The following is a 15076-nucleotide window of genomic DNA, read 5'->3' on the forward strand; positions in this document are numbered from 1 at the left end:
CGCATCCTGTGGGCCATGTTCGCCAGGGACAAGGCCTTTGATCCTCACCACATCAGCATACGGCCAGCCTCCGGCTGAACCAAGACAAAGGAGTTTCTTGCAAGACGCCGATCCAAAGATGCGTGAACAGGTTAGACCGGCAGCGGCCAAGCTCGAACGCCAACTTGTGGCAAGCGATTGCCACGTAAATGGGTAGGAGCCCCGCTGAGCGGTTTGCATCTGGGTCCGCACCGTGAGCCACAACGCTACGGTGCAACAAGGCCGACAGTAGGTTCGCAGTCTTTCCTCGTTTGCCACGGCTCTGCGTCGCCAGGAAGAAGTACAGCTCTCCAATGCGCTGGTCACGATGCCGCAGCCAAGTCGGTAGGGTCAGGCTCGGACTGAGGAGTGCTCAACAGCGCTGGAATACACAGCGAACAAACAAAGGGGAGGGAAAAGAGTCAAGGCAGAGGCTTGACTTTGTGGGAAGTCCCAGTAGGTTGGCGTACCGGATCGATAACCAAAACCGGCGAGACCGAAGTCTCCCCATCCGGGCCACCATAAAGAGGCTCAGACAAGAAACAAGAGACAGCTGCATTGGCAGCCGTCTCTTGTTGGTTATCGATTCCAGGACGCCAATCCTGATCGCACTTCTGTACGACGGAAGCAGTATAGGGGCAAGCGATGCGCCTCAGCGCGCGAACAGCCAGACCACGCCAATCAGCAGCAGCCCGGCCACCACCAGCAGGATGCGCGTGCGCTTGCGCAGCAGATCCACCGCGCCCACCAGCCGCGCGTTCTGCTCGGCCAGCTCGGCCAGGGTCTGGGCCATCTGTTCCTGCACGGCGGCCTGCTGGTCGATCAACTGACGCGCTTCCACCAGGCGGTTCTTCAGCTCACCCAGGCTTGGTGCCTGGTTCAGGTCCAGCGGCTCGGCCGGCGGCATCGGGGTCAAGGGCGCCTTCTGGCGGTCCATCAATTTGCGGGCGGCGTTCAGTACCTTCGGCGCGTGTTCGATCACGTCGCCCCAGGGAATCACTTTCAGCGCAACCATCCAGGGAATGGCCATGGGGGGAGTCCTTTCGGTGGTGGGGGCACCCAGTGGGAGCAGCTTAACCCGGGTGGGTTCCCTCAGATGGGGACGGCGCGGCCCTTCTCAACAGCCACCAGCCGCCGCCTGCGACCGCCAGCAACAGCGCGGGGAAGCCGATGGTGGGTGCCCACTGCAGCGCGGCCGCACCCAGCGCGGGGGCGAGCACGCCGCCCAGGGTGTACGACAGCACCAGCACCGCTGTGCTGTTGACCAGCGTGATGCCTTCTTCGCGCGAGCCGATGTCGATCATGGCCAGCGTATACAGGCAGCCGCCCGCGCCACCCCAGAGAAAGGCCACCGGCGCGGCGAGCCAGGGCGTGCCGGCGACGAAGGGAATCACCAGCGTGGCCAGCAGTGTGACGAGCGCGCAGGCGCGCATGAGCGTGAGGCGCGCCGCGCGTTCGTCGCCCCAGCGCCTCTGGGGATGGTGCGACATGCGATCGGCCAGTACGCCGGCGGGCAGCATCATGATGGCGCTGCCCAGGCCGCTGGCCGACACCAGCAGCGCCGCCAGCGTGGCGCCCAGGCCCAGGGCCAGGCCGTACAGCGGCAGGATGGAGGTGAGGCCGCTCTCGAAAAAGCCGCCGACGAAACCCACGGTCATGATCAGCGGGTGCGCGCGCAGCGCATGCCACACGCCGCCAAGCCCCACCCGGGCGCTGTGCGCATCGGCCGCCGCCGGCACACGCGGGATCAGCAGACTCCAGCTGAGGCCGAGCACCGTGAATCCCAGCGCGAGCCACAACGCCACGTCGCTCTGCGCACCGACCCAGGCCAGCACCAGCGGCCCGAGCACGAAGGTGGTGCCCACCATGGTCTCGAAGATGCCGACGTTGCGCCCGCGCTGGTGCGACGGCGAGAACTCGGCCACCACAGCCTCGGCCAGCACCCAACGCAGGCCCGCTGCCATGCCCTCGATGAAGATGCAGACGAACCACAGCGCCAGCGAATCGCTGAACAGGAAGCCGGTGATGGCGAGCACCGGCACGAAGGCCGCTAGCCACAGCGAGGGTCGGCGGCCCAGGCGCTGCGTGATTGCGGAGGCAAACGGCGTCATCGCGAAGATGCCCAGCCAGCCGGTGGCGACGAACACGCCTGCGAGCGCGGTCGACACGCCATCACCCTTCAAGCGCAGCAGCAACAGCGGCATGAGCATGAAGTAACCCACCAGCTGGAAGAAGGTGGAGCCGAAGATGGCGAACAGGCCCAGGGGTGCGTTCACCGTGGTGCCGCCCTGCGCCACACCAAGACCGGCCGAAGGCGGCGGCAAAGGGTGCTCGCTCATGCGCCGCGAGTTTCCAGGACCGCTGTGGCGACTTCGTTGAAACCGGCGCCGCGCTCGCCTTGCGTCACGTAGCGCGGGTGATGCGAAAGGGCGTCCCAGAAGCGCGCCACGTTGGCCACGCCCACGCTGTTTGGAAAGTGGCCGAACATGCGCGCGTCGTTGGTGGAGTCGCCCACGTAGACCCACTGGTCGAGCTCGTCGTCGAGCGCACGGCCGAGGTGCTCGCGCACGATCCAGCGTGCGCCGGCCAGCTTGTCGTGGTCACCGATCCAGCCATTGATGTGGATCGAACTCACCGTGGCGTTCAGGCCTTCCGCTTTCATGATGCGCACCACCTGGGCGATCTCGTCTTCGCTCAGGTGCGCGAATTCGCTGTGGTCGATGGCGATGTCGGTCTCGCGGCCGGGGCTGTCTTCGGCCAGCCGCGTCTGCGGCAATTCGGACAGCACGCGTTGTGCGACGGCCTGGAGCCGCTGGAAGTGGGCGGCGCGGGTGTCGGCGTCCTGCAGGTAGGCGCGGCAGAGCTGGCCGCCTGCCCCGCGCCACAGCGCGACTGCACCGTTTTCCGCCACGATCGCGCCCACCGGCCAGTCCAGCGCAAAGGCCTCGCTCCAGCCGGCGGGCCTGCCGGTGATGGCGAACACCGGCAGGCCCGCCTCGCGCAGGCGTTGCAGGGCGTCCAGCGCCTCGGGCGTGATGGCGCCCTCGGTCGTGAGCGTGTCGTCTATGTCGGTCAGCACGCCGCGAATGCGCGCGCGCGCCGAGGCTGGCCAATGGTTGAGCGGTGTTCTGTCCATGGAAGCCGGGCAGTGTCTCATACACACTGAAACATGCAGGTCGGCTAGAATCCCCCGATCCGAGGAGCGTTGCAGCGTCCCACCGACTTGTTCGGCAGCGGGGCGTGAGGCTCGGACCATCCATGCAACGACGCTCATCCACATCCCGTGCGATGAGCTCATTTCGACTCCCCCTGCGCGATGTGGTTTGTCCATCCTTTCCGGAGCGAACCATGAATGCACGTCTGAACAACCCGACCGCCGACAGCGCGATCGCCGATCTTTCCCTGGCCGAATGGGGCCGCAAGGAAATCCGCATTGCGGAAACCGAAATGCCTGGCCTGATGGCCATCCGTGAAGAGTTCTCCGCTGCCAAGCCGCTCAAGGGCGCGCGCATCACCGGCAGCATCCACATGACCATCCAGACCGCGGTGCTGGTCGAAACCCTGCAGGCCCTGGGCGCCAGCGTGCGCTGGGCTTCTTGCAACATCTTCTCCACGCAGGACCACGCCGCCGCCGCACTGGTGGCGCAAGGCACGCCGGTGTTCGCGCACAAGGGCGAAACCCTGACCGAATACTGGGACTTCACCCACCGCATCTTTGAATTCGGTGCCGCAGGCACCGAAGGCGAAGGCCCGAACATGATCCTGGACGACGGCGGCGACGCCACGCTGCTGATGATCCTGGGCCAGAAGGCCGAGAAGGACCCGTCGGTCATCAGCAAGCCGACCAGCGAAGAGGAAACCTGCCTGTATGCCGCCATCAAGGCCAAGCTGGCGCAGGACCCGACCTGGTACACCCGCAAGGCCGCGCAGATCATCGGCGTGACCGAAGAGACCACCACGGGCGTGCACCGCCTGAAGGAAATGAGCGCCAAGGGCACGCTGCCGTTCCGCGCCATCAACGTGAACGACTCGGTGACCAAGAGCAAGTTTGACAACCTGTACGGCTGCCGTGAGTCGCTGGTCGACGGCATCAAGCGCGCCACCGACGTGATGATCGCCGGCAAGGTCGCCGTGGTCGCCGGCTACGGCGACGTGGGCAAGGGCTCGGCCCAGGCGCTGCGCGCCCTGTCGGCGCAAGTGTGGGTGACCGAGATCGACCCCATCAACGCCCTGCAGGCCGCGATGGAAGGCTACAAGGTCGTGACGATGGAATACGCCGCCGACAAGGCCGACATCTTCGTCACCACCACCGGCAACAAGTCCATCATCACGCACGACCACATGGTGAAGATGAAGGACCAGGCCATCGTCTGCAACATCGGCCACTTCGACAACGAGATCGACATCGCCTCGATCGAGAAGTACGAATGGGAAGAGATCAAGCCGCAGGTCGACCACGTCAAGTTTCCCGATGGCAAGAAGATCATCATGCTGGCCAAGGGCCGCCTGGTGAACCTGGGCTGCGGCACCGGCCACCCCAGTTTCGTGATGTCGTCCAGCTTCGCCAACCAGACCATTGCGCAGATCGAGCTGTTCACCCAGCCGAAGAAGTACGAAGTGGGCCAGGTCTATGTGCTGCCCAAGCACCTGGACGAGAAGGTCGCACGCCTGCATCTGAAGAAGGTCGGTGCGATGCTGACGGAACTGACCGACGAGCAGGCGGCTTACATCGGCGTGAACAAGGCGGGTCCCTACAAGCCCGATACCTACCGGTATTGATCGGCATGCGGGTCGACCAGTTGCTGGTCGAGCGCGGCCTGGCGGCCACCCGTTCGCAGGCCCAGCGGCTGATTGCCACGGGCGTGCAATGGCGGCTGCCCGGCGGCGAGTGGATCACCGTGGCCAAGAACGGCGAAATGCTGCGCGAAGTGGCCGAGCTGCGTCTGCTGGACACCGCCGAGGCGCGTTATGTCTCGCGGGGTGGCCTCAAGCTTGAAGGCGCCTTGCGGCACACCGGGCTCGATGTGACCGGCCTGCGCTGCCTCGATGTGGGTCAGAGCAGCGGGGGGTTCACCGACTGTCTTCTGCAGCAGGGCGCGCAGCAGGTGGTGGGCCTGGACGTGGGTCAGGACCAGTTGCACCCGAAGCTCCGCGTCGATCCACGTGTGGTCTGCATCGAGAAGTGCAACGCGCGCGAGGTCTCGGCCCGCGTGCTGCAGGACGCGGGTGGACCGCCGCCGTTCGACCTGATCGTGGGCGACCTGTCGTTCATTTCGCAGACGCTGGTGTGGCCGGCGCTGGTGCCGCTGATGGCCGCGCGCGGACACCTGCTGATGCTGGTGAAACCGCAGTTCGAGTTGCAGCCCGGGCAGATCGGCAAAGGGGGCCTGGTGAAGGACGCCGCGAGCCACGCCCTGGTTCGCGAACGCATCGAACAGGCCTGTGCCGACGCCAGCCTGGCGATGCGCGACTACTTCGACAGCCCGATCACAGGCGGTGACGGCAACCGCGAGTTTTTTGTTTTGTGCCAACAAGTGACGTAAGGAAGAAGTCGTGAGCCTTCCCATCAGCCTGGAATTCTTTCCGACCAAGACGCCCGAAGGCGCCGTGAAGCTGCGCGCGGTGCGCCAGCAGCTGTACGCCCTCAAGCCCGAGTTCTGCTCGGTCACCTTTGGCGCCGGGGGGTCGACGCAGGACGGCACCTTGCAGGCGGTGACCGAAATCATCGCCGAGGGCTGCCCGGCGGCGCCGCACCTCAGCTGCATCGGCCAGTCGCGCGAGAGCATCCGCGAGCGCCTCGCGGCCTACACGGCGGCCGGCATCCGCCGCATCGTTGCGTTGCGCGGCGACCTGCCCAGCGGCTACGGCATGGGCGGCGAGTTCCGCTACGCCAGCGACCTCATCGCCTTTGTGCGAGCCGAGACCGGTGACCGTTTTCACATCGAGGCGGCGGCGTATCCCGAAACGCATCCGCAGGCGAAGTCGCCGCAGAGCGACCTGGAGGCGTTTGCGGCCAAGGTGAAGGCCGGGGCCAACGCCGGCATCACGCAGTACTTCTTCAACAGCGATGCCTACTTCCGCTACGTCGACGATCTGCATGCCCTGGGTGTGGAGGTGCCGGTGGTCCCCGGCATCATGCCCATCACCAGCTCGACGCAGCTGATGCGTTTTTCCGATGCCTGTGGCGCCGAGATCCCGCGCTGGATCCGCCTGCGGCTGCAGGCCTTCGGCGACGACACCGCGTCCATCAAGGCGTTCGGGCTGGATGTGGTGACCGACCTGTGCGACCAGCTGCGCAACGCCGGCGTGCCCGGCCTGCATTTCTACACCATGAACCAGAGCGGCGCGACGACCGAGATCGTGCAGCGGCTTGGCACGTCATGAGCTTCAAGCCCGCGCTCGTTGCCCTGCTGGCCACGGTGCTCTGGCTGGGCGGTTGTGCGACGCGCGCTCCGTCGACGCCCGATGTTCCGAGCGCGCCTGACACGGCTCAAGACGACGGTGAAATACCGGACGAGATCGAGCGCGGCATGGCATCGTGGTATGGCGAACGATTCCATGGGCGGCGCACCGCGAGTGGCGAGCCTTTCGACATGAATGCCATGACCGCCGCGCACAAGACCTTGCCTTTCGGCACGCAAGTGCGCGTGCGCCACGCCAGAACAGGCAAGGAAGTGCTGGTGCGAATCAACGACCGGGGGCCGCACGTGAGAGGCCGCATCATCGACCTGAGCCGTGCGGCCGCTGCGTCGATCGGTCTGGTGCAGACCGGCGTGGCACCGGTCGTGGTCTTCAGGAACTAGCGTTCGTCGTAGCTCACCACCACCCGATCGGTGGTGGGCCTTGCCTGGCAGCTCAGCACGAAGCCCTTGTCGGTTTCCCAAGGTTCCAGGGTGAAGTTCTTCTCCATCGCAACCGTTCCTTCCAGCACCTTGGCGCGGCAGGTGCAGCACACCCCGCCCCGGCACGACCACGGAAGGTCCAGTCCGGCATTGAGCGCCACGTCGAGCACGCGTTCGTCGCGACTCATGCGCAGCTCGTGGGGTTTGCCGTCGAGCACCACGGTCAGCGCCACGTCGCCTTCGGTTCGCACGGCCGGCTGCCCCAGCACCACGGCTTGCCGCTGGTCTGGCGACAGGGCCTCCAGTGTGGGCGATGTGAATCGTTCGGTGTGCACTCGGTCGGCGCGCACGCCGGCATCGAGCAAGGCCTTTTCGGTGGCTTCGATCATGGCCTCGGGGCCACAGACGAAAACTTCATCCATGCTGGCCACGGGCAGCAGCGTGCCGATGAGTTCACGCACTTTGTCGCCATCGATGCGGCCTTCGAGCAACGGCACTTCCTGCGCCTGGCGCGAAAGGATGTGGATCAGCGTGAGCCGGCTTGCGTAGCGGTCCTTCAAGTCCTGCAGGGCTTCGTTGAACATCACGCTGCCCATGCGGCGGTTGCCGTACACCAGGGTGAACTTGCTGTCTTCGGACTCTTCCAGCGTGCTTGCCATGAGTGACAGGATGGGGGTGATGCCCGAGCCCGCAGCAAAACCCACGCGGTGCACGGCGCGTGGCTTGTGCACGGTGAAGCGGCCATCCGGCGGCATGGCCTTGAGCGTGTCGCCTGGCTTGAGCGCGGAGGCCGCCCAGTTGGAGAACACACCGCCTTCCACCGGTCGAATGCCCAGCGTGAGTTCGCCCTGGCGGGTGTACAGGCTGCGCGGACTGCTGATGGAGTAGCTGCGCCGCACGTCCTGCCCACCGATGGTGGCGCGCACGGTGAGGAACTGGCCAGGCTCGAAGGTGAAGGCGGTGCGCTGCTCCGGCGGGACGGCCAGCGTGACGGCCACTGCGCCGGCCGCTTCGGGCGTGACCCGGGCGATCGGCAGTTCGTGGAAACGGGCGGCGGTGCTCATGGCGTCAATAGGGTTTGAAGTAGTCGAAGGGTTCGAGGCAATCGAGGCAGCGGTACATGGACTTGCATGCGGTGGAGCCGAAGGGCGAGGTCTCGGTGGTGTGGGTCGAGCCGCATTGCGGGCACGGCACGGCATCGCGTGCCAGGGCCTGGCGCGAGAACTTCAGCACGTTGGTGCCCGCAGGTGCGCTGCTGCTGCACTGCGGTGGCGCAATGCCGTAAGCCCTCAGCTTCTCCCGCGCGGCCTCGCTCATCCAGTCGGTGGTCCAGGCCGGGGCCAGTTGCGTGACCACGCGGGCCGAATGCCCCGCCTTCGTGAGCGCCGCACGCACGTCGTCCTCGATCTGGCCCATGGCCGGGCAACCGCTGTAAGTGGGCGTGATCACCACCTCGGGTGTGCCATCGGCACCGGTGCGCACGTCGCGCAGGATGCCGAGCTCGCGCAGGCTGATCACCGGAATCTCCGGATCGGCCAGATCGGCGAGTGCGTCCCAGATGTCGGCGTGCATCGCTGGTCTCACCACACGGCGGCCGGGTGCGCACGCGCCAGGCTCTGCATCTCCGCGAGCAGGAAGCCCATGTGCTCGGAGTGCACGCCGAGCTTGCCCTGCGGCACGTAACCTTGCCCGGCAGGTCGTTGCAGGGTGGCTTCGTTCAGGGTGTCGTCCAGCAGGGCGCTCCAGTCAGCCTGGAGGCTGGCCGCATCGATGCCGGTGCCGCCCTTCGCCGCTTGCGCCTCGGCTTCGCTGCCGATCCAGAACTCCTGGGCATAGGGCAGCAGATGGTCGAGCGCAGCCTGCGCGCGGGCATGCGATTCCGTGGTGCCGTCGCCGAAACGCACCAGCCAGTCGCTGGCATGGCGCAGGTGGTAGCGCGTCTCCTTGATCGACTTGGCGGCGATGGCCGCGAGTTGCGCGTCGGCAGACGACTGCAGCCGGTCCCATACCAGCACCATGAGCGTGCTGTAGAGGAAATTGCGCGTGATGGTGGTCGCGTAGTCGCGGTCACCGGATGCTGTGCCCGCGAGTGGCCCGCTGTGGGGCAGTTCCAGCAGCGTGTGGTTGCGGAACTCGGCCACGTCGCGAAAGTAGGCCAGCGTGTCTTCGGTGATGCGGCCGTCCTGTCGCGCACCTTTCAGGTGGGCAAAGCGCCGGGCCTGATCGGCATCGTCGTTGATCAGTGCCGCTGCGTGCTGGTAGAGCAGGCGCGCCTGGCCCAGCAGGTCCAGGCTGTTGTTGGCAAGGGCCAGGTCTTCTTCCAGGATGGGGCCGTGGCCGCACCACTCGGCGTTGCGCTGGCCCAGCACCAGGGCGTTGTCGGCCAGGTGAAGCAGGTAGTCGACCGGAGCATGGGCGGTGGTGGTCATCACATGTGCCCCACTTTGTCGGGAATCTCGTAGAAGGTCGGGTGGCGGTAGACCTTGTCGGCCGCCGGGTCGAAGAAGCTGTCCTTGCTGTCGGGCTCGCTGGCGGTGATGCTGGCGGATTGCACCACCCAGATGCTCACCCCTTCCTGGCGGCGCGTGTACACGTCGCGCGCCAGATGCAGTGCATGCTGGGCGTCGCTGGCATGCAGGCTGCCGCAGTGCTTGTGCTCCAGGCCTTGCTTGCTGCGGACGAACACTTCCCAGAGCGGCCATTCTTTCAAGGCAGGGGCGTTCATGCGGCCTCCTTCATGGTGCGTGCCTGTTGCTTGCGCGCATGTGCCAGGGCCGCTTCGCGCACCCAGGCGCCGTCGTCCCACGCTTTCACGCGCGTGGCCAGCCGTTCCTTGTTGCAGGGGCCGTCGCCGTTCACCACAGCCCAGAACTCGTCCCAGTCGATCTGGCCGTAGTCGTGGTGCCCGCGTGCCTCGTTCCACTTGAGATCGGGATCGGGCAGGGTCACGCCCAGCACGTCGGCCTGCGGCACGGTCGCGTCCACGAACTTCTGGCGCAGGTCGTCGTTGGAGATGCGCTTGATGCCCCAGCGCATGCCCTGCACGCTGTTGGGGCTGTCGGCGTCGGGCGGGCCGAACATCGCCAGGCATTTCCACCACCAGCGGTTCACCGCGTCCTGCACCATGGCCTTCTGCTCGGCCGTGCCCTGCATCATCACCAGAAGGGCTTCAAAGCCCTGGCGCTGGTGGAAGCTCTCTTCCTTGCAGACGCGGATCATGGCGCGTGCGTACGGGCCGTAGCTGCAGCGACAGAGAGGAATCTGGTTCATGATCGCCGCGCCGTCGACCAGCCAGCCGATCACGCCGACGTCGGCCCAGGTCAGGGTGGGGTAGTTGAAGATCGAGCTGTACTTGGCGCGGCCGCTGTGTAGCGCGTCGTACATCTGGTCGCGGCTGGTGCCCAGCGTCTCGGCCGCGCTGTAGAGGTAGAGGCCGTGGCCCGCCTCGTCCTGCACTTTCGCCACCAGGATGGTCTTGCGCTTGAGGCTGGGCGCGCGCGAGATCCAGTTGCCTTCGGGCAGCATGCCGACGATCTCGCTGTGCGCATGCTGGCTGATCTGCCGCACCAGCGTCTTGCGATAGGCCTCGGGCATCCAGTCGCGCGGCTCGATCTTGCCGTCGGCGTCGATCACCGCATCGAAATGGGTCTGCAGCGCGGCGTCGTGGGGCACGGCCTTGAGAGGGCTGTCGGCCTTGGCCTCGGCATCCGGGACGTTGAACGACTGGGTGTACATGGGGCGTCTCCTTTGGGCATTGGTGCGCGTTCCGGGGAGTATAGCCAATTAGCCGACCGATCGGTCGGCTAATTTTCGTGCGCTGAAGAGGGTTTCTCCGGAGCCAGCCACCGTTCGCACATTCGCTTACCTGCACCGCACCTGGCGCCCGTAGAGTGACCGGCATGCATGCACCTCACACACCGTCTGCCCGCCTCCCGCTCTGGATCGCCGCGGGCGTGACCTGCCTGGCAGTGGCGGCTTGCGGTGGCGGTGGCTCGGATACGGCCGCGCCGGCAGCCGGCAGCGTGAGCGGCACGCCCACCAGCGTCGCAGGTTCTTCGGGCTCCACGGGCACGCCGGGCTTGCTCGCCCTGGATGCGAGCACCAGCTGTGGCCTGGCCGATTTCCAGAACACGCTGATGCAGCAGATCAACGCCGCGCGCTCCACCGGCCGCACCTGTGGCAGCACCGCGATGCCGGCCGTCGCCCCGCTGGCCTGGAACAACCGGCTGTTCTCTGCTGCCGCGCGGCATTCTGGTGACATGGCGACCAACAACTATTTTTCCCACACCGGCTTGAACGGCAGCACCCCCGCGCAGCGCATCGCCGCCGAGGGCTATGCCTGGTCCTGGGCCGGGGAGAACATCGCCGCGGGACAGCAGACCATCACCAGTGTCATGAACGGCTGGCTGGCCAGCCCAGGGCATTGCGCCAACATCATGCGGGCCGAATACCGCGACGTGGGCGTGAGTTGCGTGCAGCAAAGCGGCAGCACCTACGGCAAGTACTGGACCATGGCGCTGGCCCGGCCGCAGTAAGCCGTCGTGGTGTCAGCCGCCCGACTCGATGGCCTGTGACTTTCCCCGGCCGCGTCCGAGGTGGCTGAGCAACTGGGGCAGGGCCTCGGCCAGCACCGCCTTGAGCGTGTGTGGCGGGTTGATCACAAACATGCCGCTGGCGGTGAGGCCTGGCCGGTCGTCCGGGCCATGGGTGGGGTCCTGGCCGATGGCCAGGGTGGCATGCAGCCAGGGGCGCTGCGCCTGGTTGGACAGCGTCTTCAGTCGGCGCGGCAGATCGTGCGCTTCCGGGCGTGGGATCACCGGATACCAGACCAGGAACGTGCCGGTGGGAAAACGCCGCAGGCATTCTTGTATGCAGGCACTCACTTTCCCATAATCGCTCTTGATCTCGTAGCTGGGGTCGATCAGCACCAGCGCCCGCTTGGAGCCCGTGGCCGACGGTGGTGGTGGCAGCAGGGGTTTGACGCCCTCAAAGCCATCCTGCCGCGCCACGGCGATCTGCCGCCCCGCTTCGAGCTGGGCAATATTGGCCGAGAGCGTGCGGCTGTCGGTCGGGTGCAACTCGAAAAGCTTGAGCCGGTCGCGCGATTCGGCGCGCATGAGCTGATGCAAGACGAAGGGCGAACCCGGGTAGACGCGCAGTGCACCTGAGGGGTTGTAGCTGGCGATCAGATCGAGGTAGTCGTCGATGGCGGGTGCGGCAGCGGGAGGCTCCTTCCCTGCCGGGCGCAGGGCAGCCATGAGCTTCACCACGCCGTCCCTCGCCTCGCCACCGGTTTCGGTGTAGTCGCCGTCCAGCCGGTAAAGGCCAGCACCGGCGTGGGTATCGATCAGCGTGATGCCTGCCTCTTTCTGCATCAGATGGCGCAGGGTGGCGATGAGGGTCAGGTGCTTGAGCACGTCGGCATGGTTCCCGGCGTGGAAGGCGTGGCGGTAGCTGAACATCGTCCGATGGTAGCGGCTCGGCCCCTCCTTTCTACCGTCCAGGCATGCCCATTTGCCAGCGGGACCGGTTATTTCGTACAATCGAGGGCTTCGCAGCGACTTGCTGGCTCCGCGGCGAAGTATTCAAACCCCACCTAAGAGCGTTCCGTCAGAGAACGACCGACCGTGGAAAAGAGCCGCCAAACCAACTCTTCAAGAGAAAACTCATGACCAAAACGTTCAGCGCCAAACCCGCTGACGTGAAGCACGAGTGGTTTGTGATTGACGCGACCGACAAGGTCCTCGGACGAGTAGCCAGTGAAGTTGCTCTCCGTTTGCGCGGCAAACACAAGGCCATTTACACGCCTCACGTCGATACCGGTGACTTCATCGTCATCATCAACGCAGCCAAGATCCGCGTCACGGGCAACAAGGCCCTCGACAAGGTGTACTACCGCCACTCGGGTTTTCCCGGCGGTATCTATGGCACCAACTTCCGCGACATGCAGGCCAAGCACCCTGGCCGCGCACTCGAGAAGGCTGTCAAGGGCATGCTGCCCAAGGGCCCGCTCGGCTACGCCATGATCAAGAAGCTCAAGGTGTACGGCGGTGCTGAGCACCCGCACACCGCCCAACAGCCGCAAGTGCTGGAACTCTAAAGGAGCCTTGAGATGATTGGTGAATGGAACAATGGCACCGGCCGTCGCAAATCCAGCGTCGCCCGTGTGTTTCTGAAAAAAGGCAGTGGCCACATCACGGTCAATGGCAAGGACATCCAGGCCTACTTCGGCCGCGAGACCTCCATCATGATCGCCAAGCAGCCCCTGCTGTTGACCAACCACGCCGAGACCTTCGACATCCAGGTCAACGTGCACGGTGGCGGTGAGTCTGGCCAGGCCGGCGCAGTGCGTCACGGCATCACGCGTGCCCTGATCGACTACGACGCCACGCTCAAGTCGGAACTGTCGCAAGCCGGTTTCGTCACACGCGACGCCCGTGAAGTGGAACGGAAAAAAGTGGGTTTGCGTTCGGCACGCCGTCGCAAGCAGTTCAGCAAGCGCTAAGCGCCCTGGCAGCCACGCAGAAACCGCCTTCAAGTCGAACTTGGGGCGGTTTTTGCTTTCTGGGGCCGGGTTTCTTTTGCTTGCACTTGAAAGGTTTGAATGCGTTTTCGCTTGCTGCGTCGAAGACTCACGGTCAGTGCACCGCTCGTGTCTGTGCGCAGCAGGCTGCCCTGGCCCATGCGCTGTCTGCTGGGGGCGATCGTGCTGGGCTTTTCGGGAGCGCTCGCGGTCTGGGCTTTCGAATTTGGCAAAGACATTGCGGGGCTGGATCGCAACGCCGCTCTCGAATTGCAACAGCTGCGCCGGGAAGTTCAGGTGTTGCGTTCCAACCTGAACGAATCGCAGTCGGTGTCCAACACCTCCGAAAGCCTCCTGATTGCCGAGCGTGCTACGCAAGAGCAGCTCATGATGCAGATTCGCCAGTTGCAGGCGGACAACCAGACGTTGCGCAGTGACCTCGGCTTCTTCGAGCGCCTGATTCCCGGCTCGGGCACCGATGCCTTGAGCATCCGCGGCCTGCAGGCCGAACGCGTGTCGGACACGCAACTGCGCTGGCAGGTGCTCATGATGCAGGCAAGCAAGAATGCGCCCGACTTCAAGGGTGCCCTCGAGATCACTTTCGCCGGCACGCTGGCTGGCAAGCCCTGGACCGCCGCGCAGGCGCCCGCACCGCAACCGGTGCTGATCAAGGGCTATCTGCGCATGGAGGGGCTGGTGGACGTGCCCGCCCAGGCCGTGGTAAAAAATGTGACCGCCAAGATCCTGCAGGGCAGTTCGGTGAGGTCCATGCAAAGCTCCAACCTGTAACCCTTCGTCAGGAGTCACTCATGTTCAACAAGAAAAAGCAGCCGCCTATCAAGAGCCTGATTGCCCAGGGCACCCGGATCGAGGGCCATGTGCTTTTCCACGATGGCTTGCGCATCGATGGCGAGGTGGTTGGCGACATCCGCGCGAGCGATGAATCCCCCAGCCTTCTGGTGGTGAGCGAAGTGGCCACGGTGACCGGCCAGATCCACGCCGATCACGTCATCATCAATGGCCATGTCAAGGGCCCGGTTCTGGCGTTCGATCTGCTCGAGCTGCAGCCCAAGGCGCGAATCGAGGGTGACGTGTCCTACAAGGCGCTGGAAATGCACCAGGGTGCCACCATCAGCGGGCAGCTCAAACCCATGGCGGGCGGCCTTGAAGACAAACCCACACTGAAACTGGCGGCAAACAACGGTTGAACCCGGTGCGGGGCGATTTGCTTTAGCATGGCACCCTTGTCCGTGGGTGAATCGCACCCACCTAGATTTCGTGGCCCGTCTTGCGGCCACACCCATCCCGAGAGGTGATCCATGAGCGCCGTGGCTGAAAACATCCAGACCGAAATGCCTGCACCGCTGATCTTCACCGACAGCGCGGCGGCCAAAGTGGCCGAACTGGTGGCCGAAGAAGGCAACCCCGATCTGAAGCTGCGCGTGTTCGTGCAGGGCGGTGGTTGCTCCGGCTTCCAGTATGGTTTCACCTTCGATGAAGTGGTGAACGAAGACGACACCACCATGAGCAAGAACGGCGTGTCGTTGCTCATCGATGCCATGAGCTACCAGTACCTGGTGGGTGCCGAGATTGACTACAAGGAAGACCTCGAAGGCGCGCAATTCGTCATCAAGAACCCCAACGCCAGCACCACCTGCGGTTGCGGTTCGAGCTTCAGCGTCTAGACGCGAAC

The 15076-nt window shown here is 65.1% G+C and carries 19 protein-coding genes and 1 riboswitch; of the genes, 10 read left to right on the plus strand and 9 right to left on the minus strand.

Annotation, left to right across the window (positions count from 1 at the left end; genetic code table 11):
• Nucleotides 1–670: 670 nt before the first annotated feature.
• The 3 genes from ACTIF6_RS21555 to ACTIF6_RS21565 are packed head-to-tail and all read right to left on the minus strand — an operon-like array spanning nt 671 to nt 3154.
• Nucleotides 671–1048 carry a hypothetical protein gene (locus tag ACTIF6_RS21555; protein ID WP_439589873.1) on the minus strand — a complete coding sequence of 126 codons (378 nt, stop codon included), beginning with the start codon at nt 1046–1048 and terminating at the stop codon, nt 671–673.
• A gap of 43 nt (nt 1049–1091) precedes the next feature.
• Nucleotides 1092–2357, minus strand: coding sequence for an MFS transporter (locus ACTIF6_RS21560; protein ID WP_439589874.1), 1266 nt, complete (start codon nt 2355–2357; stop codon nt 1092–1094).
• Complete coding sequence (locus ACTIF6_RS21565; protein WP_439589875.1) at nt 2354–3154, minus strand: HAD-IIB family hydrolase; 801 nt, start codon at nt 3152–3154, stop codon at nt 2354–2356. The genes ACTIF6_RS21560 and ACTIF6_RS21565 overlap by 4 nt, the downstream gene beginning before the upstream one ends.
• A gap of 55 nt (nt 3155–3209) precedes the next feature.
• A riboswitch (S-adenosyl-L-homocysteine riboswitch) is annotated at nt 3210–3297 on the plus strand.
• A gap of 69 nt (nt 3298–3366) precedes the next feature.
• Here ACTIF6_RS21565 and ahcY point away from each other — a divergent pair.
• The 4 genes from ahcY to ACTIF6_RS21585 are packed head-to-tail and all read left to right on the plus strand — an operon-like array spanning nt 3367 to nt 6821.
• On the plus strand, nt 3367–4797 hold the full coding sequence (ahcY, locus tag ACTIF6_RS21570) for an adenosylhomocysteinase (RefSeq protein ID WP_439589876.1): 1431 nt from the start codon (nt 3367–3369) through the stop codon (nt 4795–4797).
• 5 nt (nt 4798–4802) lie between these two features.
• The gene (locus ACTIF6_RS21575; protein WP_439589877.1) at nt 4803–5561 is read left to right on the plus strand and encodes a TlyA family RNA methyltransferase; all 759 of its coding nucleotides are present in this window, start codon (nt 4803–4805) and stop codon (nt 5559–5561) included.
• 10 nt (nt 5562–5571) lie between these two features.
• Nucleotides 5572–6402 (plus strand): methylenetetrahydrofolate reductase [NAD(P)H], encoded by an 831-nt coding sequence (metF, locus tag ACTIF6_RS21580; RefSeq protein WP_439589878.1) that lies wholly within the window; start codon nt 5572–5574, stop codon nt 6400–6402.
• Nucleotides 6399–6821 (plus strand): septal ring lytic transglycosylase RlpA family protein, encoded by a 423-nt coding sequence (locus tag ACTIF6_RS21585; RefSeq protein ID WP_439589879.1) that lies wholly within the window; start codon nt 6399–6401, stop codon nt 6819–6821. Before metF ends, ACTIF6_RS21585 begins: the two co-directional genes overlap by 4 nt.
• On the opposite strand, the gene ACTIF6_RS21590 is transcribed toward ACTIF6_RS21585, so the two are convergent.
• Genes ACTIF6_RS21590 through paaA form a run of 5 tightly spaced genes read right to left on the minus strand, consistent with a single transcriptional unit; the run spans nt 6818 to nt 10595 of the window.
• Nucleotides 6818–7924 carry a 2Fe-2S iron-sulfur cluster-binding protein gene (locus tag ACTIF6_RS21590; protein WP_439589880.1) on the minus strand — a complete coding sequence of 369 codons (1107 nt, stop codon included), beginning with the start codon at nt 7922–7924 and terminating at the stop codon, nt 6818–6820. The genes ACTIF6_RS21585 and ACTIF6_RS21590 overlap by 4 nt on opposite strands.
• 4 nt (nt 7925–7928) lie before the next feature.
• Nucleotides 7929–8432, minus strand: a complete 504-nt coding sequence (gene paaD, locus ACTIF6_RS21595; protein ID WP_439589881.1) for a 1,2-phenylacetyl-CoA epoxidase subunit PaaD — start codon at nt 8430–8432, stop codon at nt 7929–7931.
• A gap of 8 nt (nt 8433–8440) precedes the next feature.
• A complete protein-coding gene (gene paaC, locus ACTIF6_RS21600; protein WP_439589882.1) occupies nt 8441–9289 on the minus strand; it encodes a 1,2-phenylacetyl-CoA epoxidase subunit PaaC in 849 nt (282 codons plus the stop codon).
• Entirely contained in the window at nt 9289–9585 is a 297-nt protein-coding gene (gene paaB, locus ACTIF6_RS21605; protein ID WP_439589883.1) for a 1,2-phenylacetyl-CoA epoxidase subunit PaaB, read from the minus strand. Before paaB ends, paaC begins: the two co-directional genes overlap by 1 nt.
• Nucleotides 9582–10595 carry a 1,2-phenylacetyl-CoA epoxidase subunit PaaA gene (gene paaA / locus ACTIF6_RS21610; protein ID WP_439589884.1) on the minus strand — a complete coding sequence of 338 codons (1014 nt, stop codon included), beginning with the start codon at nt 10593–10595 and terminating at the stop codon, nt 9582–9584. Before paaA ends, paaB begins: the two co-directional genes overlap by 4 nt.
• 164 nt (nt 10596–10759) lie before the next feature.
• On the opposite strand from paaA, the gene ACTIF6_RS21615 reads away from it, so the two are divergent.
• Nucleotides 10760–11395: a CAP domain-containing protein gene (locus ACTIF6_RS21615; RefSeq protein WP_439589885.1), complete on the plus strand. Its 636-nt coding sequence runs from the start codon at nt 10760–10762 to the stop codon at nt 11393–11395.
• A gap of 12 nt (nt 11396–11407) precedes the next feature.
• Here ACTIF6_RS21615 and ACTIF6_RS21620 read toward each other — a convergent pair whose 3' ends face one another.
• Nucleotides 11408–12322, minus strand: coding sequence for a 23S rRNA (adenine(2030)-N(6))-methyltransferase RlmJ (locus ACTIF6_RS21620; RefSeq protein WP_439589886.1), 915 nt, complete (start codon nt 12320–12322; stop codon nt 11408–11410).
• A gap of 206 nt (nt 12323–12528) precedes the next feature.
• Here ACTIF6_RS21620 and rplM point away from each other — a divergent pair, with 206 nt between their 5' ends.
• The 5 genes from rplM (at nt 12529) to erpA (ending at nt 15068) form a co-directional block, all read left to right on the plus strand.
• Nucleotides 12529–12960, plus strand: coding sequence for a 50S ribosomal protein L13 (gene rplM, locus ACTIF6_RS21625; RefSeq protein ID WP_439589887.1), 432 nt, complete (start codon nt 12529–12531; stop codon nt 12958–12960).
• A 12-nt stretch (nt 12961–12972) separates the two neighbouring features.
• Nucleotides 12973–13365, plus strand: coding sequence for a 30S ribosomal protein S9 (gene rpsI, locus ACTIF6_RS21630; RefSeq protein ID WP_428290282.1), 393 nt, complete (start codon nt 12973–12975; stop codon nt 13363–13365).
• A gap of 111 nt (nt 13366–13476) precedes the next feature.
• Nucleotides 13477–14172 carry a DUF6776 family protein gene (locus ACTIF6_RS21635; protein ID WP_439589888.1) on the plus strand — a complete coding sequence of 232 codons (696 nt, stop codon included), beginning with the start codon at nt 13477–13479 and terminating at the stop codon, nt 14170–14172.
• A 20-nt stretch (nt 14173–14192) separates the two neighbouring features.
• Nucleotides 14193–14591 (plus strand): bactofilin family protein, encoded by a 399-nt coding sequence (locus tag ACTIF6_RS21640; protein ID WP_439589889.1) that lies wholly within the window; start codon nt 14193–14195, stop codon nt 14589–14591.
• Nucleotides 14592–14702: 111 nt separating this feature from the next.
• Nucleotides 14703–15068: an iron-sulfur cluster insertion protein ErpA gene (gene erpA / locus ACTIF6_RS21645; RefSeq protein WP_439589890.1), complete on the plus strand. Its 366-nt coding sequence runs from the start codon at nt 14703–14705 to the stop codon at nt 15066–15068.
• Nucleotides 15069–15076 lie beyond the last annotated feature (8 nt).

Source organism: Hydrogenophaga sp., assembly GCF_051860785.1.
Taxonomy (GTDB): Bacteria; Pseudomonadota; Gammaproteobacteria; order Burkholderiales; family Burkholderiaceae_C; genus Hydrogenophaga.